Source organism: Actinomadura rifamycini DSM 43936, assembly GCF_000425065.1.
Taxonomy (GTDB): domain Bacteria; phylum Actinomycetota; class Actinomycetes; order Streptosporangiales; family Streptosporangiaceae; genus Spirillospora; species Spirillospora rifamycini.
Genome location: NZ_AULB01000008.1, coordinates 390,512 through 413,724, shown reverse-complemented (window position 1 = coordinate 413,724; position 23,213 = coordinate 390,512). Strand labels below are relative to the sequence as shown.

Sequence of the window (23,213 nt, the reverse complement as noted above, 5' to 3'; positions counted from 1 at the left end):
TTGAGCGGGCCGATCTCGGCCGGGCCGACCTGGAGCGGGCCGACCCTGACCGGGCCGACCTTGACCGGGCCGATGTCGAGCGGGCCGATGTCGAGCGGGCCGATGTCGAGCGGGCCGATGTCGAGCGGGCCGATGTCGAGCGGGCCGATCTCGGCCGGGCCGATCTTGACCGGGCCGATCTCGGCCGGGCCGACCAGGAGCGGGCTGATCTCGTGGGTGGGGTGGAAGAGCTGGACGGCGCGGCCCGGGCGGACAGGGCGGACCGGGCGGACCGGGGGGACGGGGCGGGTCGAACAGGTCGGGTGAAGGGGCGGCCGGTCCCCGATGGGGTCGCGGACGAGGTCGCGGGAGAAGGGGTGCGGTCGTGAGCGCGGAGATCCTGCCGTGGCGTCGCCCGCGCAGGTGCGGGCGTACGCGCGGCGGCTGGTGCTGCGGCATCCGCGGGCGCTCGCGGGCGCGCTGGCGCTGCACGCGCTCGCGGCGGCCGCGGGGCTCGTCGCGCCGCGCCTGCTGGGCGGCCTGGTCGAGGACGTCGCGGACGGGCGCGCGGACGTCGACACCGCGGGGATCGCGATCGCCGCGTTCGTGATCGTCCAGGGGGTGCTGCTCCGGTACGCGCACCTGCAGTCGGCGAAGCTCGGGGAGCGGGTGCTGGCGCGGCTCCGCGAGGAGTTCGTCGGGCGGGTGCTGCGGCTGCCGCTGTCGACGGTGGAGCGCGCGGGCACCGGCGACCTGGTGACCCGCGCGTCGCGCGACGTCGACACGCTCGCGACGTCCGTCCGGTTCGCGATGCCCGAGACGCTGATCGCCGTCGTCATCACGGCGCTGACGGTGGGCGCGCTGCTGCTGAACGGTCCGCTGGTCGCGCTGCCGTGCCTGGTGTCGGTGCCGATCCTGTGGGGGGTGACCCGCTGGTACCTGCCGCGCGCCCACGCGGGCTACCTGCGGGAGAACGAGGCGTACGCGCGGATCACCGACGGGCTCGCCGAGACCGTGCACGGGGCGCGGACGGTCGAGGCGCTGGGGCTGGCGGAGCGGCGGCGCGCGCGGGGGGACGCCGACATCGCCGCGGCGTTCGAGGTCGAGCGGTACACGCTGCGGCTGCGGACGGTGCTGTTCCCGGTGATCCACCTCGGGTTCGTGCTGCCGGTCGCGGCGACCCTGCTCGGCGGCGGCCTGCTCTACATCGAGGGGCACGCGACGCTGGCGCAGGTCACGGCGGCGGCGCTGTACGTGCAGCAGCTGAGCGGGCCGGTGGAGACGCTGCTGATGTGGCTGGACGAGCTGCAGCTCGGCGGCGCGTCGCTGGCGCGGGTGCTGGGCGTGGGCGACGTCCCGCCGGACCGGGCGCCGGACGGCCGCGAGCCGGGCGGCGAGCGCATCACGGCCCGCGGCGTCCGGTACGCGTACCGGGGCGGGCGGGACGTCCTGCACGACGTGGACCTGGACCTGCGGCCGGGGGAGCGGCTGGCGGTGGTCGGGCCGAGCGGCGCCGGGAAGTCGACGCTGGGCCGGCTGCTGGCCGGGATCGACGGCCCCCGCACCGGGGAGGTCGCGGTGGGCGGCGTCCCGCTGGTGGGGCTGGCGCTGGACGACCTGCGCGGGCACGTCGCGCTGGTGACGCAGGAGCAGCACGTGTTCCGCGGGACGCTCCGCGACAACCTCGCGATGGCCCGCCCGGACGCGTCCGACGACGACCTGCGGCGCGTGCTGGCGGCCGTCGAGTGGGACGGCCCGGACCTGGACGCCGAGGTCGGTTCGGGCGACGCGGCGCCGTCCCCGGCGCAGGCGCAGCAGCTCGCGCTGGCCCGGCTCGTCCTCGCGGACCCGCACACGCTCGTCCTGGACGAGGCGACGTCGCTGCTGGACCCGCGCGCGGCCCGCCGCCTGGAGCGGTCGCTGGCGGCGGCCCTGGACGGGCGGACGGTCGTGGCGATCGCGCACCGCCTCCACACCGCGCACGACGCCGACCGTGTCGCGGTGGTGGAGGACGGGCGCATCAGCGAGCTCGGAACCCATGACGAGCTGCTCGCGCAGAACGGGTCTTACGCCGCCCTGTGGGCGTCCTGGCGCAGCTCCTGACCGCTTTACCTCGCCAGGGCCTTCTTGAGCCAGTCGACCTGGAGGTGCAGGAGGTTCTCCGCGACGACCTCCTGCGGCGTCATGTGCGTGACGCCCGACAGGGGGAGCACGGTGTGCGGGCGTCCCGCCGCGAGGAGCGCCGACGACAGCCGCAGCGTGTGCGCCGCGACCACGTTGTCGTCCGCGAGCCCGTGGATGATCATCAGCGGGCGCTCCAGCTTCCCGGCCATCTCGACGAGGGAGTTCGCCGCGTAGTTCTCCGGCTCCTCTTCGGGGTGGCCCAGGTAGCGCTCGGTGTAGTGGGTGTCGTACAGCTTCCAGTCGGTGACGGGCGCGCCCGCGATGCCCGCGTGGAAGACGTCCGGGCGCTTGAGGACGGCCAGGCCGGCGAGCCACCCGCCGAACGACCAGCCGCGGACGCCGACCCGGTCGAGGTCGAACGCGGCCGGGTGCAGCCGCGCCGCCTCGATCAGCGCGGCGATCTGGTCCTCCAGGACGGGCTCGACGAAGTCGCCGCGGACCGCGCGCTCCCACGCGGGCCCGCGCCCGGGCGTCCCGCGGCCGTCCGCGACGACGACGGCGAAGCCCTGGTCGGCGAGCCACTGCGCCTCGCAGTACGCCCGCCGGACGGCCAGGACGCGCTGCGCGTGCGGGCCGCCGTAGGGGTCCATGAGGACGGGCAGCCGGCCGTGGCCGGGCTCCCACCCGGTCGGCAGCACCACCGCCGTCCGGATCTGCCGGTCCCCGGCGCGGATCAGCTCGACGCGCGGGGTGATCACGGGCGTCTCGGCGAACGACGCGACCGGGTGCGTCCCGGCGGGCCCGCGGACCTCGACCTCCGAGCCCGGCCGGTCCAGCCGCGCGCCCGTCACGACGGTCACCGCACCGGACCGGACGCCCCCGAAAACGCCCTGGCCATCTGTGATTTTCGTCACATCGCCGCCGTCGAGGGAGTAGAGGTGGACCTCCGTGGGCTCCTCCGACGCGGTGAACAGGATCGAGTCGCCCTCCACCCCGAGGATCGACCGCACCTGGAGCCCGCCCGGCGTCACCGGCTCCCCGCCGATTGTGAGCCGCCGCGTGTCGGTCGCCCGGTCCTCGGTGGCCCAGACGAGCTCCCCGGCGCCGGTCCGCGCGGGCAGCCCCGGCACGATCTCCGTCCACACCGGGTCGTGCTCGTTGTGCAGCAGCGACGTCTCCCCGTTGGACGGGTCGACCCGCAGCACCCGCTGGGACCGCTGGTCGCGCGGCTGCACCACGATCAGCAGGCCGTGCCGGTCCCACAGCGCGTCGACGACGTAGGGGAACTCCCCGCGGTCCCACGCGACGGCGAGCCGCCCGCCGTCCACCTTCAGCAGCACCAGCGACACCAGCGCGTTCGGCGTCCCGGCGGCCGGGTAGGCGATCTCCGCGGGCGCCGCGTCCGGGTTCGCGGGGTCGGCGATGTGCCACCGCTGCACCGGCGTCTCGTCCACCCGCGCCGCGAGCAGCGTCTGGCCGTCCGGCGACCACCAGTGGCCGCGCATCCGGCCCATCTCCTCGGCCGCGACGAACTCCGCGAGCCCGTACGACACCTGCTCGGACTCCGGCTGGACGAGCGCGCGGTCGTCGCTCCCGTCCATCTCGATCACCCGCAGGGTGCGGCCCGACACGTACGCGACGCGCCGCCCGGCCGGGTCCGGCCGCGGGTCGAACACCGGGGTCGCCGCGGGCAGCTCCCGCACCTCGCCGCCGAGCAGGTCGGCGACGTACAGCTGCCCGCCGAGCGTGAACACCGCCTGCCGCACGTCCCGGTCGACGGCGTACCCGACGATGCCCCCGGCCTGCTCACGGGCCCGTTCGCGGCGGGCCCGCTCCTCCGCGGGCAGGTCCTCCTCCCCGGGCACGTCCAGCGCGGCGGGGTCGGCGACGAGCCGCTCCTCGCCCGTCGCCGCGTCCAGCGTCCACAGGCAGGTGACGGGATCGTCGCCCGCGCGGGTGCGCAGGAAGACCACGCGCGACTCGTCCGGCGCGATCTGGAAGGCGCGCGGGACGCCGAGGGAGAACCGTCGGGTGCGGGCGCTCTGCCGCGGATAGCTGATGCTCATGGGAATCGAGTCTGCCAGCCCGATCGTTGGAGAAGTACGGCGCGCGGGCCCCGCGCACCCCTATGATCACGGGTCGTCGCCTCGTGGGCGGTTAACGACCCCTGCCCGGGTCCGCGCTCGCGTAAGCTCAAAGCTTCCCCAAGCACTTGTTGTCGTCGCGGGCGGTGAGGAGAGTCAATGTCGGAGCTGCAGCCGGGTGATCCCCGGCGGCTGGGCTCGTACGAGGTGGTCCAGCGCCTCGGCGAGGGCGGCCAGGGGGTCGTCTACCTCGGCGTCGACGCCTCCGGAAGCCAGGCCGCGATCAAGCTGCTGCGCGCCGACCTGGCCGGCGACGCGTCGGCCCGGAACCGGTTCGTCCGCGAGGCCCAGGCCGCCAAGCAGGTCGCGCGCTTCTGCACCGCGCAGGTGCTCGAGGCCGACGTCGCGGGCGACCAGCCGTACATCGCGAGCGAGTACGTGCCCGGCCCGTCCCTGTACAAGCAGGTGACCGACAGCGGCCCCATCACCGGCGCCGCGCTCGAACGGCTCGCGATCGGCACGCTGACCGCGCTCACCGCGATCCACCAGGCCGGGATCGTCCACCGCGACTTCAAGCCGCACAACGTCATCATGGCGCCGGACGGCCCCCGCGTGATCGACTTCGGCATCGCGCGGGCCCTCGACACCGGCCAGACGAACGCCACGAAGGCGATCGGCACCCCGTCCTACATGGCCCCCGAGCAGGTCGCGGGCGCGACCCTCACCGAGGCCGTGGACGTCTGGGCGTGGGCGACCACGATGGTGTTCGCCGCCACCGGGCGCCCCCCGTTCGGCGACGACACGGTCGTCGCGGTCATCAACCGGGTCATGAACGAGCCGCCGTCGCTCGAGGGCGTCCCGCAGGACCTGCACCCGATGATCTCCGCGTGCCTCGCCAAGGAGCCCACCCAGCGTCCGACGGCCCAGCAGCTGATGATGGCCCTCATCGGCGGCGCGAACCCGAACGCCCCGATGGCGCCGGGCCAGACCCGCATGGACGACCCGACGCAGGCCACGTCGATGCTCGCCGAGGGCTCCACCCTCGCCGCCGGCATGGGCGCCGCGGGCATGGGCGCGATGGGCACCCAGCGCGTCTCGCCCGCCGACTACGACGGCGACCTCCCGCCCGCGCGCGGCTACACCGGCGCGCACCGCGGCGCCCCGCGCTACGACGATTACGACGACTTCGAGCCCGAGCGCCGCTCCAAGGCGCCGATCATCGCGGGCGTCGCCGTCATCGCGATGCTCGCCGTGATCGTGGGCGTCTTCATGGCGAACCGCGGCGGCGACGGCGAGTCGAACCTCCCGACGGTGGAGACGTCCCAGTCGACGTCCGAGACGCCGACCAGCGAGGAGCCGACGGAGGAGGAGCCCACCTTCAGCGAGCGGCCGACCACCGAGGCGCCGCAGACGACCCAGGCGCCGCAGACGACCCAGGCCCCGCAGACCTCCGAGCCCCCGCAGCCCACCGGCGGCACGGGCGGCGGCACCGGCGGAGGCGGCGGTACCGGCGGCGGTGGCGGTGACGACGGCTCCGGCGGCGACGACGACGATGACGGCGGCACCGGCGGTGGCGGTACCGGCGGCGGTGGAACCGGCGGCGGCGGTGGCGGCACCGGCGGTGGCGGCACGGGCGGCGGTGGCGGCGGCGGCACCACCGAGCCCACGACGCCCGCGCCTTGACCTCGCGGGTGACTCCGGAGCCGTAGGACCGCTGCGCTGAGCGGCGACGTCGAGCGAACACGGGAACCCCGTCCGGCACGCGCCGGGCGGGGTTCCGGCGTTCCGCGGGGCCCGGGACGGCGCTCCGGCCGGTGGCGGACCGTTGTATTCCGGGTCCAACGGAGGGCGGTCATCGCCGCTGCGGCGCGGGCTGAGTAGGCTCATTACCCATGAAGGAGCCGCGGATCCTGTTCGTCCATGCCCATCCGGACGACGAGTCCATCGGGACCGGGGCGACCATGGCCAAATACGCCGCCGAGGGCGCCCACGTCTGTCTCGTCACCTGCACGCTCGGTGAGGAGGGCGAGGTGATCCCGGAGGACCTGCGCCATCTGGCGCCCGACAAGGAGGACCGCCTCGGCGAGTACCGGATCGGGGAGCTCGCGGAGGCGTGCGCGGCGCTCGGGGTGCGCGACCACCGGTACCTGGGCGGCCCGGGGCGCTGGCGCGACTCGGGGATGATGGGCACGGCGGCGAACGACCACCCGCGGAGCTTCTGGCGCGCGGACGTGGACGAGGCGGGCGCCGAACTGGCGAAGGTCGTCCGGGAGGTCCGGCCGCACGTGGTCGTCACCTACGACGAGCGCGGCAACTACGGGCACCCGGACCACATCCAGGCGCACCGGGTGGCGTGGCGGGCGTTCGAGCTCGCGGCCGACCCGGCGCACGAGGACGGCGCCGAACCGTGGCGGGCCGCGAAGTTCTACGCGTACGCGACGCCGCGCACGGTGCTGGCGCGGGCGATCGCGGTGATGCGGGAGGCGCGGCTGCCGTTCGCGCGCGTGGCGGGCCTCGACGAGCTCGGGTCGGGCGTCCCGGACGACCAGGTCACCACGGTCGTGGACGCGCGGGCGCACCTGCCGGCGAAGCTCGCGGCGCTGCGGGCGCACCGGACGCAGATCGTGGTGGCGCCCGAGCAGGTGGGGCCGTTCTTCGCGCTGTCGAACAACCTGGGGCAGCAGGCGTTCGGCACCGAGTACTTCATCCTGCAGGCGGGCGAGCCGGGGCCGCTCGGGCCGGGCCGCCGCGAGCAGGACCTGTTCGCCGGGCTCGCGGACGCGGCGGGCTGACCGGCTGGATACGCTGGCGCCCGTGGTGGAGGACGAGACCGGGAGCCGGTCCGAGACGGAGATCGAGTCGCCGGCCGAGGCGGTCGTGACGGGCCTGGCGTACGTGATGCTCGCCGCGCTCGGCGCGGTGTACGGCCTCGTCGGCGCGTTCGTGCAGGACTGGACGGTGAGCGGGGTCCCGGTCGCGTCGATCGTCCTCGTCGCGGTGCTGTTCGCGCTGGTGCGGTTCGCGGGCTGGGGGATGGGCGGCCGGACGGGCGCGGTGATCCCCGCGTTCCTGTGGCTGGTCGTGGTGTTCGTGATGTCGCTGCAGCGCCCGGAGGGCGACCTGGTGGTGCCGGCGACGGTCGCGGGCTACGTGTACATCATCGGGGGCCTGCTGGCGGCGGTGCTCGGGGTGATGCGCGTCCCGGCGTCCGGGCGGTCCGGGCAGTGGCTGCTGAGGGGCGCCGGCGGTACCCGCGGGTAGGGTGCTGACGCTGTGGGCGACGAAACGGGCGGAGGCGTCGATCCGGCGCTGTTCCGAAGCGTGGTGGGCCGGTTCGCGACCGGTGTGGCGATCGTGACGACGGTGTCCGCGGACGGCGTCGATCACGCGATGACCGTGAACGCGTTCACGTCGGTGTCGCTGGAGCCGCTGCTGGTGATGTTCTGCGCGGAGAAGCGCGCGCGGTTCCACGGCATGGTGCTGGACGCGGGCCGGTGGGCGGTGTCGGTGCTCCCCGAGGACATGCGGGACGCGTCGCAGTGGTTCGCGACGCGGGGCCGGGACCTGGACGGGCAGCTGCTGGGCTGGGCGCACACGCGCGGGTCGGCGACCGGCGTGCCGGTGCTGTCGCGGGCCGTGGCGGCGGTCGAGTGCCGGACCCACGCCGTCCACGACGGAGGGGATCACTCCATCGTGGTCGGCGAGGTCGTCGGCCTGGACGTCCCGGATCCGGACGGGCGCCCGCTGATCTTCTACGAGGGCGCCTACCGCACCCTGGACTGACCGGCCGGGACGGTCGCGGGCGGCGCGGCGGGCGCGGCGCCGCGGCGGTGCCCCTTCACGCCGAGGCACGCGGCGGCGCCCAGCAGGACGACCGCGATCGGCACGGCCATCGTGGGGAGCAGCGCGTCGACGAACCCGTGCCCGAACACCTGCCCGGCGAGGTCCTGGACGCGGTCGGCGACCTGCGGCGGGAGGCCGGCGGGCGCCTGGGGCGCGCCGGTCTGCCCGGCGCCGACCTCGAGCCCGCCCTCGGCGGCGTTCGCGAACCCGTCGACGAACCCGGCGCGGGCGTCCGGCGGCAGGGCGGCGGCCCGCTGCGCGGCCTCGTCCTGGAGGGAGGCGGCGAGCCGGTTCTGCAGGACGGCGCCGACGGCGGCGCCGCCGAGCACCGAGCCCATCTGCCGGATCGTGTTGTTGACGCCGGACGCGGCGCCCGCCAGCTGCGGCGGCACGTTGCGGGTCGCCTCGGTCGCCATGGGCGCGAACACGCCGCCGACGCCGAGCCCGGTGACGACGAGCGGCGCGATGAACGCCGTCCAGTCCGTGCCGACGCCCGCGACGGCGACCAGCCAGATCATGCCGAGCGCGTAGAGGGTGAGGCCCGCCATGAGGATGAACTTGCCGCCGATGCGGTCGGACAGGCGGCCCGCGAGCGGGGCGAGGAGCATCGACACGACCGACGACGGCGCCATCACGAGCCCCGCCTTGAGCGCGCTGAACTCCAGCACGGACTGCATATAGATCGTCATCGGCAGGAACATCCCGACCATGCCGACGGACACGGCCGCGCCCACGAGGTTCAGGATCGTGAAGTTGCGGTCGCGGAACAGCGAGAACGGCACGAGCGGCTCGCGGTCCTGCCGTCCCCGCTGGTGCAGGACGAAGACGGCGAACAGGACGGCCCCGGCGGCGAGGAGCCCCCAGATCCGGGCGTCCCACCCGAACTTCTCGCCCTCGGTGAGCGCGAACACGAGGCAGAACAGCGCGGCGGACGCGAGCAGCACGCCCGGGACGTCGAACCGGTGCCGGACGCCCGGGGCGTGCGGCGGCAGGATCGGGATCGCGAGCGCCAGCACGAGGATCCCGATCGGCAGGTTCACGAAGAAGATCCACCGCCAGTCGAGGCTGGTGACCAGCACTCCGCCGACGGTCGGCCCGGCGATGGTGGAGACGCCGGCGACCGCGCCCCAGACGCCGAGCGCGGCGCCGCGCCGCTCCGGCGGGAACACGTTGATGATGATCGACATCGTCTGCGGCATCAGCAGCGCGGCGCCGAGACCCTGGACGGCGCGGGCGGCGATGAGCTGCGCCGGGTCCTGCGCGAGGCCGCACACGAGGCTGGCCAGCGTGAACACCACGACGCCCGCGATGAACAGGTTCTTCTTGCCCCACAGGTCGCCGAGCCGCCCCGCGGTGATCAGCAGGACCGCCAGCACCAGGATGTAGGCGTTGACGACCCACAGCACCTGGTCCAGCGACGCGTCCAGCTTGTCGAGCATGCTGGGGATCGCGATGTTGACGATCGTCAGGTCGAGCAGCGTCATGAAGAAGCCGAGGGACAGGGTGAGCAGGATCGCCCAGGGATTGCCGCGCCACCTGCTCATTCGGTCCCCCTCGTCGCGTCGGAGTCGGTCCAGGTCATCCGGCCGGACTCCAGGTCGTCGGCGAGAGCGAGGACATGGTCGAGCTCGCCCCGCAGCCGCGTGCTCGTCAGTTCGTGGTCGAGCAGCTTGTAGCGCTCGATGCCGTTCTTGCGGAGTGCGTCGTACGCGGTCTGGTTCGCGGCCAGCAGCGCCTCCAGCGCCACGGTCCGGGCGCGCAGCAGCCGCGCGACCTCGGCCGGGGGGAGCAGGTTCGCGAACGCCAGCGCGGTGCCGAGCGCGGGGAACTCCTGCGCGGGGCGCGCGAACAGGTCGGCGAGCCGGTTGCGGGCGGCGTCCCGTCCGGCGCTGGTTACGGCGTAGACGGTGCGTTCGGGGCGGCGCCCCTCCCGGGACGTCTCGAGCGGTTCGATGAGTCCGGCGGCGGCGAGCCGGTCGACGGTGTGGTAGAGCGAGCCGGGCGTGATCTTGACGGCTTCGTCGTAGTGGCAGGTGCGGATGCGCTGCTGCATCTCGTACGGGTGCATGGGCCCGTCGCACAGCATCCGCAGCACGGTCAGCGCCGGCGGTGTGAGCGGTTTCGACATGGTCGGTGCCTTAATGGTTCGTTCAGATTAGTCCGCTCAGACTAATAGAACGCGGAGCACCGCCGGGGCGAATTTTCAAGATGTCCGACATGTCCGGCTGTCGGGCGCCGTCCTCAGCGGACGGCGTCGACCGCGTTCGAGCCGCCGATGCGGGCGACGTACTCCCCGATGCGGTCCTCGCGGACGGCCGCGAACAGCTCCGCCGCCCGGCCGTGGTCGAGGAGGATCACGCTCTGCCGCCCCCGGGCCGCCGGGCGGTCGACCGGCGTGGTCACGTACTCCAGCGTGCCGACGTCCAGGAGCCGCGTCGCGAGCTTGCGGAGCGTCGTCGCCGACACCGTCTCGTCCACGGTCACCGCGCCCGTCACCGCCCGGATGAACCGGTCGATCCGGATGGGGTTCCGGGTGTCGAGCGCCTTGCCCGCCAGCGCCTCCAGGAACGCCTGCTGGCGCTTGATCCGGTCCAGGTCGCCGTTCGGCAGGTTGACCCGCTGCCGGACGAAGTCGAGGGCCTCGAGCCCGTCGAGGTGCTGGGTGCCCGCCTCCCACGCCCGCTGGTGCTTGGGGTCGTAGGTGTCCTCGGTGATCGTGACGGTGACGCCGCCGAGCGCGTCGGTCATCTCCACGAAGCCGCCGAAGTCCAGGGCCGCGTAGTGGTCGATGCGGATGCCGGTGAGCTTCTCCACGGTCCGGATCAGCAGCCGCGGCCCGCCGTAGGCGAACGCCGCGTTGATCTTGTCGGTGCCGTGCCCGGGGATCGGCACCCAGCTGTCGCGCGGGATCGCCACCACCGACACCCGGTCGCCGCTCTCCGCCAGGTGGACGATCATGAGGGCGTCCGCGCGGGCGCCCATCGACGGGATGTCGTCCCGCCGGTCGGAGCCGATCAGCATCCAGTTCTCGCCGCGCCCGGTGGCGGCCGGGCGGTCGCCGGCCGTCGGCAGCGCGCCCTCGACCCGCTCGACCTGCCCGTTGTAGGAGTGCTGCAGCGCGTACGCGCCGCCGGCGACGGCCAGCAGCAGGACGAGCGCCGCGCCGCCGCAGCCGAGGAGGATGCGGCGGCGGCGCCGGTCGCGGGGGTTCGCGGACGCGGCGTCGCCGCCGTCCGTCCTGGGGGCTCCCGGCGCGGGGTCGTCCTGCTGGGGCGGCATGGGCTGCATGGAGCCACCTTGCGGTGTGCGCCGCGCGCGCGCCGACACGGCAGGCGGGCGGACACCGACTCTTTGCCGATCCCGGGGTTTTCGATGGGCATCGAGGAAAGGCATGGGCCGCCGCCGGGCGCCGTTGACCGGCGGCGGCCCCGTTCGGGGGTGCGGGCCGGTCAGCCCTTGAGGGCGATCTCGAGCTGGTCCAGGGCCCAGTCCAGGTCGGCGCGCTCGATGACCAGCGGCGGCGCGAGGCGCAGCGTGGTGTCGTGGGTCTCCTTGGCGAGGACGCCGAGCCCCATCAGCCGCTCGCTGACCGGCCGGGCCTTCCCGTGCAGCTCGACGCCCGCCCACAGGCCGCGGCCGCGCACCTCGCGGACGATGTCGCCGGGCAGCCGGCCGAGCCGCTCGTGCATGTGGGCGCCGAGCGTCCTGGAGCGTTCCTGGAACTCGCCCGTCCGCAGCATCGCGACGACCTCGCGGCCGATGGCGCACGCGAGCGGGTTGCCGCCGAACGTCGAGCCGTGCTGGCCGGGCTTGAACACGCCCAGGACGTCCGCGTCCGCGACGACCGCCGACACCGGCATGATGCCGCCGCCGAGCGCCTTGCCGAGGATGTAGACGTCCGGGACGACGTCCTCGTGCTCGACCGCGAACGTGGTGCCGGTGCGGCCGAGGCCCGACTGGATCTCGTCGGCGATCATCAGCGCGCCCTGCGCCGTGCACAGCTCCCGCACGGCGCGCAGGAAGCCGCTCGGCGGCACGTTCACGCCGGCCTCGCCCTGGATCGGCTCGACCAGCACGCCGACGGTCTCCGCGTCCATCGCGGCCCTGAGGGCCTCGACGTCGCCGTAGGGGACGGTGCGGAAGCCGGGCGTGTAGGGGCCGTAGGAGTCGCGGGCGTCCGGGTCGGTCGAGAAGCTGATGATCGTGGTCGTCCGGCCGTGGAAGTTGCCCTCGAACGTGATGATGTTCGCCTTGTCCGCCGGGACGCCCTTGACCTCGTACCCCCACTTGCGGGCGGTCTTCAGCGCGGTCTCGACGGCCTCGGCGCCGCTGTTCATCGGCAGGACCATGTCCTTGCCGCACAGCTCGGCGAGCTCGGTGACGAACGGCCCGAACCGGTCGTGGTCGAACGCCCGGCTGACCAGCGTGACCCGGTCGAGCTGCCGCCGCACGGCCTCGGTGAGCCGCGGGTTGCGGTGCCCGAAGTTGACGGCCGAGTAGGCGGCCAGCATGTCCAGGTAGCGGCGGCCCTCCACGTCGGTCACCCAGGCGCCCTCGGCGTCGGAGATGACGATCGGCAGCGGATGGTAGTTGTGCGCGCTGTGCTCCTCCGACAGCGCCCGCAGCTTCTCGGTCGGCGTCACGACGCTCCTTCGCGGCTCGGCCCCGGCCGGTCGGGCCGGGGGCAACGCTGAACACCGGGCGGGACGGGCCCGGTGCCGAGGGGGAGGACCGGACGGGACGGGTGGCCGACGGTCCGTTCCACAGCGTATGTTCGGGAATGACCGCCGACCAGTGACGAAAACCGACTTGGGGGGTGTTGTTTGTTGCGTCTTGACGAACTCGACCGACGAATCGTTGCGCACCTCCTGGAGGACGGCCGCGCGTCCTACGCGCAGATCGGCGACCGGGTCGGGCTGTCCGCCCCGGCGGTGAAGCGGCGCGTCGACCGGCTCCGCGCGGACGGCGTCATCACCGGCTTCGCAGCCGTCGTCGACCCGGCCGCCGTCGGCTGGACGACCGAGGCGTTCATCGAGATCTTCTGCACCGGCGCGACGTCCCCGGAGGAGATCCACTCGAGCGTCCGCGGCCATCCCGAGGTCGTCGCGGCCTACACGATCAGCGGGGACGCGAGCGCGCTCGTCCACGTGCGGGCCCGCGACATCCAGCACCTGGAGCAGGCGCTCGAACGGCTCCGCCGCGAGGACAACATCACCGCGACGAAGACGTCGATCGTCCTGTCGCGGCTGATCGGGCACCCGTTCGACGCGCCGTCCGGGCGTCCCGACCCTGCCGGGACCCCCTCGGTTACCGGGCAGTAGGCTGCCGGTCATGGAGTTCGCCACCGCCGACCTCATCGACGACTTCGGGGACGAGCTGCGCAGCTGCGAGACGCAGTTCCGCCAGTACGGGGGCCGCGCGCGGTTCGCCGGGCCCGTCTCGACCGTCCGCTGCCACCGCGACAACGGCCTGGTCAAGAGGCTGCTGAACACCCCCGGCGACGGCCGGGTGCTCGTCGTGGACGGCGGCGGCTCGCTCGCGTCCGCGCTGATGGGCGACCTGATCGCGGCCGCCGCCGTGCGCAACGGCTGGGCCGGCGTGGTGATCAACGGCGCGGTGCGGGACGTCGCGGCGCTGCGCGGGCTCGACCTCGGCGCGAAGGCGCTCGGCTCGAACCCGCGCAAGAGCGCCAAGGACGCCGCCGGGGACGTGGACGTCCCGGTGGAGTTCGGCGGCGTGGAGTTCCGCCCCGGCGACTGGCTCTACAGCGACGAGGACGGCATCGTCGTCGCGGCGCGCGACGTCCTCGCCTGAGCCCCGCCCGGGCGGCGTGATCACTGGCGCGACCTGCCAGAACGGGCCGAACAAGATCGTGTAAGTCCTCCATAGGACACGCCCGCCGCGCGTATCTACCGTCGCAGTACCCATCCGTGCGACAGGAGTGAGATGCGCGCCAAGAACGCTCTCGTGGTGCCCGCGGCGGCGGCGATGCTGCTCGCGGGCCTCGCGGCCGCCCCGGCCGCCGCGGAGCCGGGCCCCGCCGGGCCCGATCCCGCCGCGGAACCCTGGAAGACGCGGCACTGGCCGCAGACGCAGCCGTGGCAGCGTCCCGAGCCGTCCCCGCGGACGTTCGCCGCGGCCGACGGCCCGCGGCCCGTCGACCCGCAGAACTACGAGCTCCCCGACACGATGACCTGGGACGACTACACGCCCGTCCCCGGGACGTCGTGGGCCGACCCGTCCCGCGAGGGGTCGATCGAGAACTTCAAGGGCGCGGTCGTCCTCGTCGACTACCCGAACCAGCCGTTCGTCGTGACGCAGCCGAAGAACTCGTCCGTCTTCAGCAACCCGAACCTGGTCGGGGACGTTCCGCGCGAGGACGTCGCCCGGTTCTACGAGGACTTCCTCAACAAGCCGCAGGACCTCAACCACGGCCACACCCTCCACGAGTACTGGATGGAGGACTCCGGCGGCCGGTACGGGGTCGACCTCACCGCGTTCGGCGCCTACCGGATGCCCGCGAAGGACCACGAGTACGGCATCGACGCCCGGATGCAGAAGGGCAACGGCTGCCCCGAGGGCGACACCTGCAACCGGGACCTGCGGACGGACGCGCGCGCCGCGTGGGTCGCCGACGTCGGCGAGGAGACGGCCGCGAAGTTCGACTTCGTGTTCTTCCTGAGCGCCGGCCAGGACGAGTCGTCCACCTGGCAGGAGTTCGGCGAAATGAAGTTCGGCACGAAGGAGCAGGTGCCGGACGTGTGGGGCTCGGGCGACCCGAAACTGCCGAACTGGGTCGACACCCGCTACGTCCCCTGGACGTCCTGGCAGGCGGGCTCGACGATCTGGCCGAACGCCACCCGGGGCAGCTCCACGCAGGCCGAGAGCTCCGGCATGGGCGTGTTCGCGCACGAGTTCAGCCACATCCTGGGCATCGGCGACAACTACAACAACCCGTACGGCGACCCGCCGCGGCGCGCGTTCAGCGGCCCGTGGGACATGCTGAGCCGCGGCAGCTTCAACGGGCCGGGCGGCCCGCACGCCCGCTGGACGATCCCGGCGACCGGCGCGTCCATGGGCGCCCAGCACATGCTGCGCAACAAGCTCAAGCTGGGCATCGTGGACCCGTCCAAGGTGCTGCAGATCGACCGCGGGACGCTCGCCGCGCGCGGCATGGTCGTCGCGAAGATCACCGCACGTGCCGCCGAGCCGGGCGAGAACACCCTCGCCGGGATCAACCTCAGGTTCGGCGCGGGCGGCGACAAGACGCCCGAGTGCGACGCCGCCGCCGACCCGATGTGCGACGAGGGCGGCTACGACAACTACACCGTCGAGGTCGTCGACCGCATGGGCATGGACTCGTTCACCCCCGACTCCGGCGTCCTGCTCGCCAAGACCAAGGACGAGGACGACTCCCCGTTCATCTGGGTGAAGGACGCGAACCCGCAGGACATCGACAAGGTCGACTTCGTCCTTCCTGACGGGACGAAGAAGATGATGTCGATCGGCGACTACCGGCAGCTCTCGGACGCCCTCTTCCACGCGGGCACCGACTCCGGCAGCGAGTTCGAGTACGTCGACGAGGCGAACCGCCTGCACTTCTACGTCCTCGACCTCGAACGCGACGCGAACGGCGTCCTGTCGTACACGGTCGGGATCCGCTCCCTCGACGGCGAGGCCCCGCGGCGGCGCGGCGTCAAGGTCGACTCCGCGAAGCCGAGCCGCGAGGCCGGCGGCTGGCTGAAGTGCACGATGGAGGTCCGCAACCAGGGCAAGGCCGGCACCGGCGTCCACGGCTCCGACGTGTTCCGCCTGGCGGCCGAGGTCGAGGGCGGCGGCTGGCAGGTGCGCCTGCCGAACGAGCTCGCCACCGCCCGCGACCGGCAGAGCACGTGGGTCGAGGTGTGGGCCAAGCCCGGCCCCGGCGCCGAGAGCAGGGCCGAGCTCGAGCTCACCGGCACGTCCGAGAGCGACCCCGGCCGGTCCGACTCCGGGACGTGCCGCCTCCGCTGACGCGTTCCCTCCCCCGGCGGGCCCGGGGCGCCGCGACCCCCTGCGCGGCGCCCCGGGCCCGCCCGCGTCCGGACCGGTGCCCGGGTCATGCCGGCAGCACCGGAAGTTGCCCCCGCCCGGACGAACGGCTTCTGGTGGTTCACCGTGCCACTGATCAGACGCGGGCGGGCGCCCGCTCCGGCTCGGCGACGCCGGCGCCCCGGCGCGCCTGCCCCAGTGCGACCGCCCCCAGCGCCAGGACTCCCAGCCCGGCGCCGATCCACGCCGCGGACGCGTACCCGCCGCCGTCGCCGATCGCGAGCCCGCCCAGCCACGGGCCCACCATGATCCCGACGTTGAACGCGACGACGTTCCCGGCCGCGACGAGCGTCGCCGCACCGTCCACCATCCCGAACGCCCGCGTGTTCAGCGCCGGGTTCGTCGCGAACCCGAAGAAGCCCAGCAGGAACACCAGCGCGACGGTGGGGACCGGCGACTCCAGCACCAGCGCCAGCGCCGCCGACACCGCGACCAGCCCGGCGAACCCCGCGTACAGCGTCGGCACCGTCCGCGCGTCCGCCGTCCGGCCCCCGACCGTGATCCCGATCATCGCGCCGGCCCCGTACAGCGCGAGCACGCCGGGCACCCACGCCTCCGCGATCCCGGTCGCGTCCGCCAGCATCGCGCCCAGGTAGCCGAACGTCACCAGCAGCCCGCCCGTCGCCAGCGACGTCGTCGCGAACGCGAGCCACAGCCGCGGGACGCCCAGGGCGCGCACCTGGTCGCGCACCCGCGGCGCCGCGCCCGCCGCGCGCCCGCCCGGGACCGTCGCGGCGATCCCCGCCATCGCGACCACCGACATCAGCGCGACCGCCCAGAACGCCGCGCGCCACCCGAGCTGCTGCCCCACGACCGTGCCGGCCGGGAGCCCCACGATCGTCGCGACCGTCAGCCCGCCCGCGACGACGCTCATCGCCCGGCCCCGCGCGCTCTCCGGCACCAGCTCCAGGGCCGTCGCCGCCGCCACCGCCCAGAACCCCGCGTAGACGAACGCGCCCACCACCCGCGTCCCGAGCAGCACCCAGTACCCGGGCGTCAGCGCCCCCACCACGTGCGCGAGCGCGAACAGGGCGAGGAACGCCAGCAGCGCCCGCCGGTGCGGCCACCGCATCGTCAGGACGGCCAGCACCGGCGCCCCCACCAGCATCCCGACCGCGAACGCCGAGATCAGCAGCCCCGCGTCCGGGACCGACACCCCCAGGTCGTCCGCCATCGCGGGCAGCAGCCCCGCGAGCATCAACTCCGACGTCCCCTGCGCGAAGATCGCCCCGCCCAGCACGTACACGGCCGGTCGCATGACCGCCCTCCATTCTGAATAGATCAGTCCAAAACTGTGCCGTGAAAAAGGCGGCCGCTCCGGCCGCCCGTCCTCAGATCGCGTCCAGCGCCGTCGCCGCGACGGCCCGCAGGGTCGCCCGGTCGGCGCCGCCCCGCGCCGCCACGCGGATCCCCCCGACCGTCGCCGCGACGAACTCCGCGAGCACCGCCGCGTCCTTGCCGGCGTCGATCTCGCCCGCGGCCATGCCCGTCGCGATCGCCGCCTCCAGCGCGTCCAGCCGCCGCCGCTTGTCCCGGGCGATCGCCGCCGCGATCCCCGCGTCCCTGGGCGCGAGCTCGACCATCGAGTTCACGACCAGGCAGCCGGCCGGTTCCGCGCCGTCGGTCTCGGCGGCGCCCTCCAGCACCGTGCGCAGCCGCTCCCGCACCGGCCGTCCGGTGTCCTCCAGCACCTCGACCAGCCCGCCCGTCTTGAGCTCCATGTACCGGGCGAGCGCCTTCTCGAACAGCTCGTGCTTGCTCGCGAACGTGTTGTAGATGCTGCTGCGCCCGAGCCCCGTCGCCTCGCACAGCTCCTGGGTCGACGTCCCGTCGTACCCGCTCGTCCAGAACGCCCGCATGGCCGCCTCGACGGCCCGGCCCTCGTCGAACATCCGCGGTCGTGGCATGCGGGGGAGCGTAGCACGTTATGGACAGGACGATCCAAAACGGTTCCGCTACCGCCGCGGCGCCACGTCCGCCACCTGGATCCTGGTCCGCTCGCGGCGGCGCACCAGCACCCCGCGGCCGGGAGGCGCGCCGTCGAAAGGGGACACGGCGCCGTACAGCTCCGCGACCGCCCCACTGCAGTGCCCCAGCAGGATCGCGGGCGCGTCCAGGGCGTACAGCCGGGAGACGACGGGCCGCATCGCCCCGCCGGACCGGCGGTCCGCCAGCCCGAGCACGAGGTGCGGCCCGGCCGGCGCCTCATCGAGCGCGGAGCGGAGGGTCGCGGCGTGCCCCGCGCCGTCCGGGTCCATGGCCAGCAGGAAGGTCTCCTTCCCCGCGGCCCCGGCCGCGGCGGCCTCGGCCAGGACGCCGGCGAGATCGTCGGCCGAATCCGAGTACCGGACCCCGGGGCCGACGGTCGCGCCCAGCCCGGACCCGGTCGCCAGCTCCTCCAGCAGACCGCGTGGGTCGACGACGAACACGGCCCGCTCCCGGCCGGTGCCAGGTGCCCCGAGCCCGTCCGCGATCAGCCGCATCAGGTTGCTGCGCCCCGCGCTGGGCGTCCCCACGAGCAGCAGATGCGGATCCGCGTCGAAGTCCAGGAGGACGGGGTCGAGGTCCGCGTTCCGCACCCCGATCGGCACGCGCCCGTCCGCGGGCGCGGGCAGCTCGCCGACCCCCACCCGCGCGGGCAGAGCCACCGCCGGGAGCCCCACGCCGGGCGGGGGCGCCGCGAGGGCGGCGCCGATGAGCGCCGGCGGCCGCGCCCGTCCGGCGCGCATGCCGAGAACGTCCTCCTGCCCGAGGGTCCGGATCCACGCCCTCTCGTCGGTCTCGCGCATCGGGACGTCGACCCGCAGGTACTCGTCCGGCGCGACCGACTCCGGGCCGTGCCGCACGACGTCCTCGTAGACGCGCTGCGACACGATCACGGCCAGCAGGGTCCCGGGCCCGTCGAGCCTGTCCCGGGTCGCCCGCGCGTCCAGCAGCCGGAACGCGTGGTTCAGGGCGAAGCCCACGACCCCGAGCCCGTCGTGGCGGACTTCCCCGGCGTGCACCGCGACCCGCAACCGGACGCGGGCGCCGTCCGCCGCGGCCTCGTTGTGGTGCCACAGCGCGGCGGCCAGCGTGTCCACTACCGACGACAGCAGCGCGTCCGTGCCGCCGCCCGGGGGCAGCAGCACCAGGACTCCGTCGCCGCGGTCCTCCCAGTAGCAGTCGTCGAGCCGCACCCCGGTCGCCTCCAGGCTCGCGTCCAGCCCCTGCTGCAGGACTTCCCGCGTCATCGCCCACGCGTCCTGCCGCCGCACCGTGGTGCGCCCGGCGAACGCCTGGACGTCGCACGCCAGGATCGTGTACTGGCCCGGCGGAGGCGGGGGAGCCGGCGCCGGTCTGACGGGGGGCGAGGTCTCCTCCGGCGAGGTCTCCTCCAGCGTGGGCGGTTGGAGGCGCATCCGGTACAGAAACGCCTCCAGCTCCTCCGGGTCGGGCTCCGGGGCCATGGTGAACCGGCGAAGGGGACCGTGGGCGGGCAGCAGGTACGCGTCCCCGTCGTCGCGGAACGTCGAACCGCCGCGGCCGAGGACCTGGAGCAGCACGGCGGGCGGAAGGGGACCGGTCGCTATGCGCCACTCCAGCAGCGGCATGAGCCGGTCCCATATGCCGCCGCTCTCCACCGTCTCGGAAGCGAGCACCAGGGCCACACCCTGGCTCCGGCCCCGCTGGGCGAGCCGGAGGAGCGCCTCCCCGACCTCGGGACGGCCGGACGGCAGCGTCACCGACGTGTCGACGACGACGAACACGGATGGGCCGCCGTCGCCGTCACCGGCGGCGCCGGGTACCAGCTGATCCGACAGGAGTTCCAGGAACCCTTGGAGCTCGTCCGGGCGCCCGAGCAGTTCCGCACCCGCGTACAGCACGTGCGGGAAGTCGAGAGGCGCGCCCAGCGGGTGCTCGCCCAGGCCGCCCAGGATGAGCGAGACGTCCTCGGGCGCGCGTGCCGTCGCGATCCCGAGCGTGAACGCGCGGAGCACCCGCCGCCGGGTCGCGGAGTCGCCCACGATCAAACCGTGCCCCACCTTCCGTCCGAGGCCGAACGGGTAGGGCGAGACGGCGCGGCCGTCCTCGTCGAAGCCGACGATCGGCCCGTCCACGTCCTCGCGGAGGTTCGCCCAGAGGAAGTCGCGCACCGCCGCTGCGCCCTCGGTGGTGCGCGTGTCGTCGGGTTGGGAGCCCGAACCGGCAGGTGCCGTCCGCTGACCCGACGACACGGCCTGCTCGTAGGCCGACACCGCCGCGTCGGCCGACTCCAGGTCGCACGGGGCGGTCTCCACCAGGTCGTGCGCCCTCGAATACAGCTCGGCCGTTCCCTCGTTCTCGGAGAGGCCCTGCCGAACGGCCGCATCGCGGGCGTCGCGCAACCGGCCCCGCAGTTCGTCGTACCGCGCGCTCAACGCCCGGACGGCCTCGATCGTCTTCCGCGCGTCCTGCAGCGCCGCGGCGGCTTCCCGCTTGAGGGCGTCGACGTGTCGGGCCCGGTCCGTCCAGTCGCCGTCCGTCCGGATGTCGCGGTCGAGGTGCGCCAGGCGGCGCGCGAGCGCGGACGCCCGCTCCGGCAGCGGCGGCGGCAGCGGCGCCGCGATCCCGGTCGCCACTCGCGCCCGCATGCGGCGGGCGTCCGACTCGGCCTCGGCCAGCAGGTCGAGCGTTCGCCCGATGTCGTGGAGACGCGCGGCGAATGCATCGCGGAGCCATTCGGCCGGTCCCGGCTGCTCGCCTTCCGGCGGCGCGTGCTCCTCGCTCGCCGCCCCGTCGTCGCCGGTGCCGCCGGCGGACGGCCACGGCAGTGGGCGGGCGGGCGGGTCCGCGGCGGCCAGCGCCTCCACGAGCGGTGCCAGCGCGTCCGGCGAGACGACTCCCGGGCGGATCCGGACCGAGAGGCCGACGCTCGGCCTGTAGAGGGTCGCGTACCCGTCGTCCTCCTCGCCCGTGGCCGGGGCGAGGACGGCCATGTCGTCGAGCGACCCCAGGGCGGGCCGGGCCGAGGCGCAGAGGACGAGGCGGACGCCGGCGGCGAGGGCGCGGTCGATCCGGTTCGCGAGGAAGTCGCGCAGCGCGGGCCGGTGCTCGAACAGGGGGTCGGTGTCGTCGAGGACGACGACGAGGGCGGGCAGCCGGGGGCGGGACGAACCCAGCACGATGTCGGCCCGGTAGTCGAGCCAGGTCCGTGCTCCGGCTTCGCGGAGGATGTCCTCGCGGCGGGCCAGTTCGGCGTCGAGGACCGATTCGAACCCGTCGAGGAGTGCGGAGTCCAGGGACGTGGCGTGGACCGCCGCCGCCACGTGCGGCAGTGCGCCGAGACCCGTGAAGGACGCGCCGCCCGAGAAATCCACGAACGCGAACTCGACCTTGCTCGGCGGGTGGTGGAGGACGAGGCTGACGACGAGCGTGCGGAGCCAGCGGTCGCGGAGCGTCCGCGGGCCGATGATCGCGAGGTGGTGCCCGCCGCGTTCGGCCAGCAGGTCCAGGCCGATGAGCGGGCCGCCGTCCTGCTCGCCGAAGGGGACGGGGTCCCAGAGGTCGGGCCGCTCCCCGCCGATCAGGTCCTCCGGCGGCGCCCCGAGCAGCTCGGAGTAGTCCAGCGGCGCCCGCCCGACGGACGGGACGGGCGGGACGGGCGGGACGGACGGGGCGGGTGGAAGGCTCGCGCGGGTCCGCGGCGACACGACCGCGAAGTGCCCGGTGTCGGCGACGAGCCGCACCCGGCCCCCGGACGACGGGACGAGCGCGCGGAACACCTCGGCGCCCGTCCCCACGCGGCGCTCGATCTCCGCCGACACCGCCTCCAGGACGTGCCGCGTGTGCTGCGCCTCGGGACGCGGCAGGGTGTCGAGAAGCGCCTCCCGCGCCCCCGGGACGAACGCGTAGTGCAGGTCGTCGACGGGCCGCAGCAGCCCGCTCAGCAGCACCTCGGCGAGCTGCCCCGGCCCGGCGCCGCCCAGGACCCGGTGCTGGATCAGCCGCATGACCGGCAGGGACGGCACCGACACCGCGACGTGCGCGGCGAGCTCCGCGGCGGTCGGGGACGCCGTCGCGAGGAACCGGCGGACGCGTTCGTCCACCGGCAGGTCGCGCTCCCGCTCGACGGGCGCCGGACCGGACGGGCGGGACGGCTGCGGCAGCGCGGCGGCGACCGGCCGCGGCCCCGCCCCCGCCACCAGGTCGGCCCACGCCGCGAACCAGCGCGGCGCGACCTCCAGCACCGGCACGGGCACGCCGGCCGCGTCCCCGTCGTACGGGACGAACCGGAGGTCGGTGTTCGGCGCGCCCGGACGCGGCGGGTGCGCGGTGCCGGGCGTCGTCGGCGCGGCCGTCCGCCGCCACATGCGCTCCGGGAGCGGCTGCAGGATCGCGGTCGGCCCGGTCCGCGCCCAGCGCCGGACGGCGCGCGCCGCGCGCCCGTCCCACCAGTGCGGGCCCGAGCAGTCGCTGAGGACGAGCACCGCGTGGCGTCCGGACGGGTGCAGGAGCGTGCCCGGCGCCCGCGGCGGGGCGCCCGGCCCGCCCGACACCCGGCCGCCGCGCAGGTACGAGACGTGCACGTTCCGGAACGCGCCCTGCCGCACGAGGGTTTCGGCGAGTTCGCGGGCGAGGGGCCGCCACAGCCGCATCGTCGGCCCGGTGTCGACGACGAGGTCGAGCGTCAGCCACCGCTCGGGGGCGGGCACGAGGACGGGCGCCCACAGCCCGGAGTCGGCGATGCGCGCGGCGGTCGCGTCCTCGTCGAGTTCGCGGCGGCGCGGGGACGGGACGCGGCGCTTCAGCGGACGCAGCGCGCGCTGCAGGCCGCGCGGGTCCGCCAGCATGGGCGCCGTCGGGACGAGGACCTCTTCGGCGCCCGCGTCCGTCCGGGCGGGCGGGGGAGCGGCGGGCAGCGGGTGGAGCGGGACGTCCGGGGCGGGTCGCGGCGGCCCGGCGGTGCCCTCCCGGACGTCCGGCCGGACGCGCGGCGGGCACGCGGCCGCCTCGACCGGACCGACGGGCGCCCGCTCCGGCGCGGCGGATCGTCCCCGCCGATCCGGCAGGCGAGCCACAGCAGCTCGCTCAGCTCCCGCGCGTCCGGCGGCGGGCCCGTCGCGGCGAGGA

17 protein-coding genes are annotated in these 23,213 nt (G+C 74.7%); 9 read left to right on the top strand and 8 right to left on the bottom strand.

All coding sequences use genetic code 11. From position 1 onward, the window contains the following. The coding region (locus tag H505_RS47360; protein ID WP_169528798.1) for a pentapeptide repeat-containing protein at nt 1–368 on the top strand (368 nt) is incomplete at its 5' end. Nucleotides 369–384: 16 nt separating this feature from the next. Then, nucleotides 385–2,082: an ABC transporter transmembrane domain-containing protein gene (locus H505_RS0106825; RefSeq protein WP_026401393.1), complete on the top strand. Its 1,698-nt coding sequence runs from the start codon at nt 385–387 to the stop codon at nt 2,080–2,082. A 5-nt stretch (nt 2,083–2,087) separates the two neighbouring features. Here the strand turns inward: H505_RS0106825 and H505_RS0106820 are convergent, their stop codons facing one another. Next, nucleotides 2,088–4,169, bottom strand: coding sequence for a S9 family peptidase (locus tag H505_RS0106820; protein ID WP_026401392.1), 2,082 nt, complete (start codon nt 4,167–4,169; stop codon nt 2,088–2,090). Nucleotides 4,170–4,346: 177 nt separating this feature from the next. Between H505_RS0106820 and H505_RS0106815 the strand changes: the two genes are divergently transcribed. From H505_RS0106815 to H505_RS0106800, 4 genes are all read left to right on the top strand, one after another. Further along, nucleotides 4,347–5,870 (top strand): serine/threonine-protein kinase, encoded by a 1,524-nt coding sequence (locus H505_RS0106815; RefSeq protein ID WP_026401391.1) that lies wholly within the window; start codon nt 4,347–4,349, stop codon nt 5,868–5,870. 209 nt (nt 5,871–6,079) lie between these two features. Then, complete coding sequence (gene mshB, locus H505_RS0106810; protein WP_026401390.1) at nt 6,080–6,979, top strand: N-acetyl-1-D-myo-inositol-2-amino-2-deoxy-alpha-D-glucopyranoside deacetylase; 900 nt, start codon at nt 6,080–6,082, stop codon at nt 6,977–6,979. 22 nt (nt 6,980–7,001) lie between these two features. Then, nucleotides 7,002–7,448 carry a DUF6113 family protein gene (locus H505_RS47355; protein ID WP_051300356.1) on the top strand — a complete coding sequence of 149 codons (447 nt, stop codon included), beginning with the start codon at nt 7,002–7,004 and terminating at the stop codon, nt 7,446–7,448. Nucleotides 7,449–7,460: 12 nt separating this feature from the next. After that, complete coding sequence (locus H505_RS0106800; protein ID WP_026401389.1) at nt 7,461–7,970, top strand: flavin reductase family protein; 510 nt, start codon at nt 7,461–7,463, stop codon at nt 7,968–7,970. On the opposite strand, the gene H505_RS0106795 is transcribed toward H505_RS0106800, so the two are convergent. The 4 genes from H505_RS0106795 to rocD form a co-directional block, all read right to left on the bottom strand. Continuing rightward, the gene (locus H505_RS0106795) at nt 7,952–9,574 is read right to left on the bottom strand and encodes a DHA2 family efflux MFS transporter permease subunit (protein WP_026401388.1); all 1,623 of its coding nucleotides are present in this window, start codon (nt 9,572–9,574) and stop codon (nt 7,952–7,954) included. The genes H505_RS0106800 and H505_RS0106795 overlap by 19 nt on opposite strands. After that, nucleotides 9,571–10,158 (bottom strand): PadR family transcriptional regulator, encoded by a 588-nt coding sequence (locus tag H505_RS0106790; protein ID WP_026401387.1) that lies wholly within the window; start codon nt 10,156–10,158, stop codon nt 9,571–9,573. Before H505_RS0106790 ends, H505_RS0106795 begins: the two co-directional genes overlap by 4 nt. Nucleotides 10,159–10,271: 113 nt before the next feature. Next, a complete protein-coding gene (locus H505_RS40195; protein ID WP_157432927.1) occupies nt 10,272–11,318 on the bottom strand; it encodes an LCP family protein in 1,047 nt (348 codons plus the stop codon). Between the two features lie 161 nt (nt 11,319–11,479). Then, a complete protein-coding gene (rocD, locus tag H505_RS0106780; protein ID WP_026401386.1) occupies nt 11,480–12,673 on the bottom strand; it encodes an ornithine--oxo-acid transaminase in 1,194 nt (397 codons plus the stop codon). A 183-nt stretch (nt 12,674–12,856) separates the two neighbouring features. On the opposite strand from rocD, the gene H505_RS0106775 reads away from it, so the two are divergent. The 3 genes from H505_RS0106775 (at nt 12,857) to H505_RS0106765 (ending at nt 16,043) form a co-directional block, all read left to right on the top strand. After that, the gene (locus H505_RS0106775) at nt 12,857–13,351 is read left to right on the top strand and encodes an Lrp/AsnC family transcriptional regulator (RefSeq protein ID WP_026401385.1); all 495 of its coding nucleotides are present in this window, start codon (nt 12,857–12,859) and stop codon (nt 13,349–13,351) included. A gap of 10 nt (nt 13,352–13,361) precedes the next feature. Then, nucleotides 13,362–13,844 (top strand): ribonuclease E activity regulator RraA, encoded by a 483-nt coding sequence (gene rraA, locus H505_RS0106770; protein ID WP_026401384.1) that lies wholly within the window; start codon nt 13,362–13,364, stop codon nt 13,842–13,844. Between the two features lie 132 nt (nt 13,845–13,976). Next, nucleotides 13,977–16,043, top strand: a complete 2,067-nt coding sequence (locus tag H505_RS0106765; protein WP_034516872.1) for a M6 family metalloprotease domain-containing protein — start codon at nt 13,977–13,979, stop codon at nt 16,041–16,043. A gap of 154 nt (nt 16,044–16,197) precedes the next feature. On the opposite strand, the gene H505_RS0106760 is transcribed toward H505_RS0106765, so the two are convergent. The 3 genes from H505_RS0106760 to H505_RS47350 form a co-directional block, all read right to left on the bottom strand. Beyond that, entirely contained in the window at nt 16,198–17,379 is a 1,182-nt protein-coding gene (locus tag H505_RS0106760; protein WP_026401382.1) for a Cmx/CmrA family chloramphenicol efflux MFS transporter, read from the bottom strand. Nucleotides 17,380–17,452: 73 nt separating this feature from the next. After that, complete coding sequence (locus H505_RS0106755; RefSeq protein WP_026401381.1) at nt 17,453–18,028, bottom strand: TetR/AcrR family transcriptional regulator; 576 nt, start codon at nt 18,026–18,028, stop codon at nt 17,453–17,455. A gap of 48 nt (nt 18,029–18,076) precedes the next feature. Beyond that, on the bottom strand, nt 18,077–23,161 hold the full coding sequence (locus H505_RS47350; RefSeq protein ID WP_026401380.1) for an SAV_2336 N-terminal domain-related protein: 5,085 nt from the start codon (nt 23,159–23,161) through the stop codon (nt 18,077–18,079). Nucleotides 23,162–23,213 lie beyond the last annotated feature (52 nt).

What these genes read in the sequence shown, in the direction of transcription:
- H505_RS0106820 (WP_026401392.1), bottom strand. Translation starts at nt 4,169, where the DNA reads ATGAGCATCAGCTATCCGCGGCAGAGCGCCCGCACCCGACGGTTCTCC.
- H505_RS0106815 (WP_026401391.1), top strand. Translation starts at nt 4,347, where the DNA reads ATGTCGGAGCTGCAGCCGGGTGATCCCCGGCGGCTGGGCTCGTACGAG.
- mshB (WP_026401390.1), top strand. Translation starts at nt 6,080, where the DNA reads ATGAAGGAGCCGCGGATCCTGTTCGTCCATGCCCATCCGGACGACGAG.
- H505_RS0106795 (WP_026401388.1), bottom strand. Translation starts at nt 9,574, where the DNA reads ATGAGCAGGTGGCGCGGCAATCCCTGGGCGATCCTGCTCACCCTGTCC.
- H505_RS0106790 (WP_026401387.1), bottom strand. Translation starts at nt 10,158, where the DNA reads ATGTCGAAACCGCTCACACCGCCGGCGCTGACCGTGCTGCGGATGCTG.
- H505_RS40195 (WP_157432927.1), bottom strand. Translation starts at nt 11,318, where the DNA reads ATGCAGCCCATGCCGCCCCAGCAGGACGACCCCGCGCCGGGAGCCCCC.
- rraA (WP_026401384.1), top strand. Translation starts at nt 13,362, where the DNA reads ATGGAGTTCGCCACCGCCGACCTCATCGACGACTTCGGGGACGAGCTG.
- H505_RS0106765 (WP_034516872.1), top strand. Translation starts at nt 13,977, where the DNA reads ATGCGCGCCAAGAACGCTCTCGTGGTGCCCGCGGCGGCGGCGATGCTG.
- H505_RS0106760 (WP_026401382.1), bottom strand. Translation starts at nt 17,379, where the DNA reads ATGCGACCGGCCGTGTACGTGCTGGGCGGGGCGATCTTCGCGCAGGGG.
- H505_RS0106755 (WP_026401381.1), bottom strand. Translation starts at nt 18,028, where the DNA reads ATGCCACGACCGCGGATGTTCGACGAGGGCCGGGCCGTCGAGGCGGCC.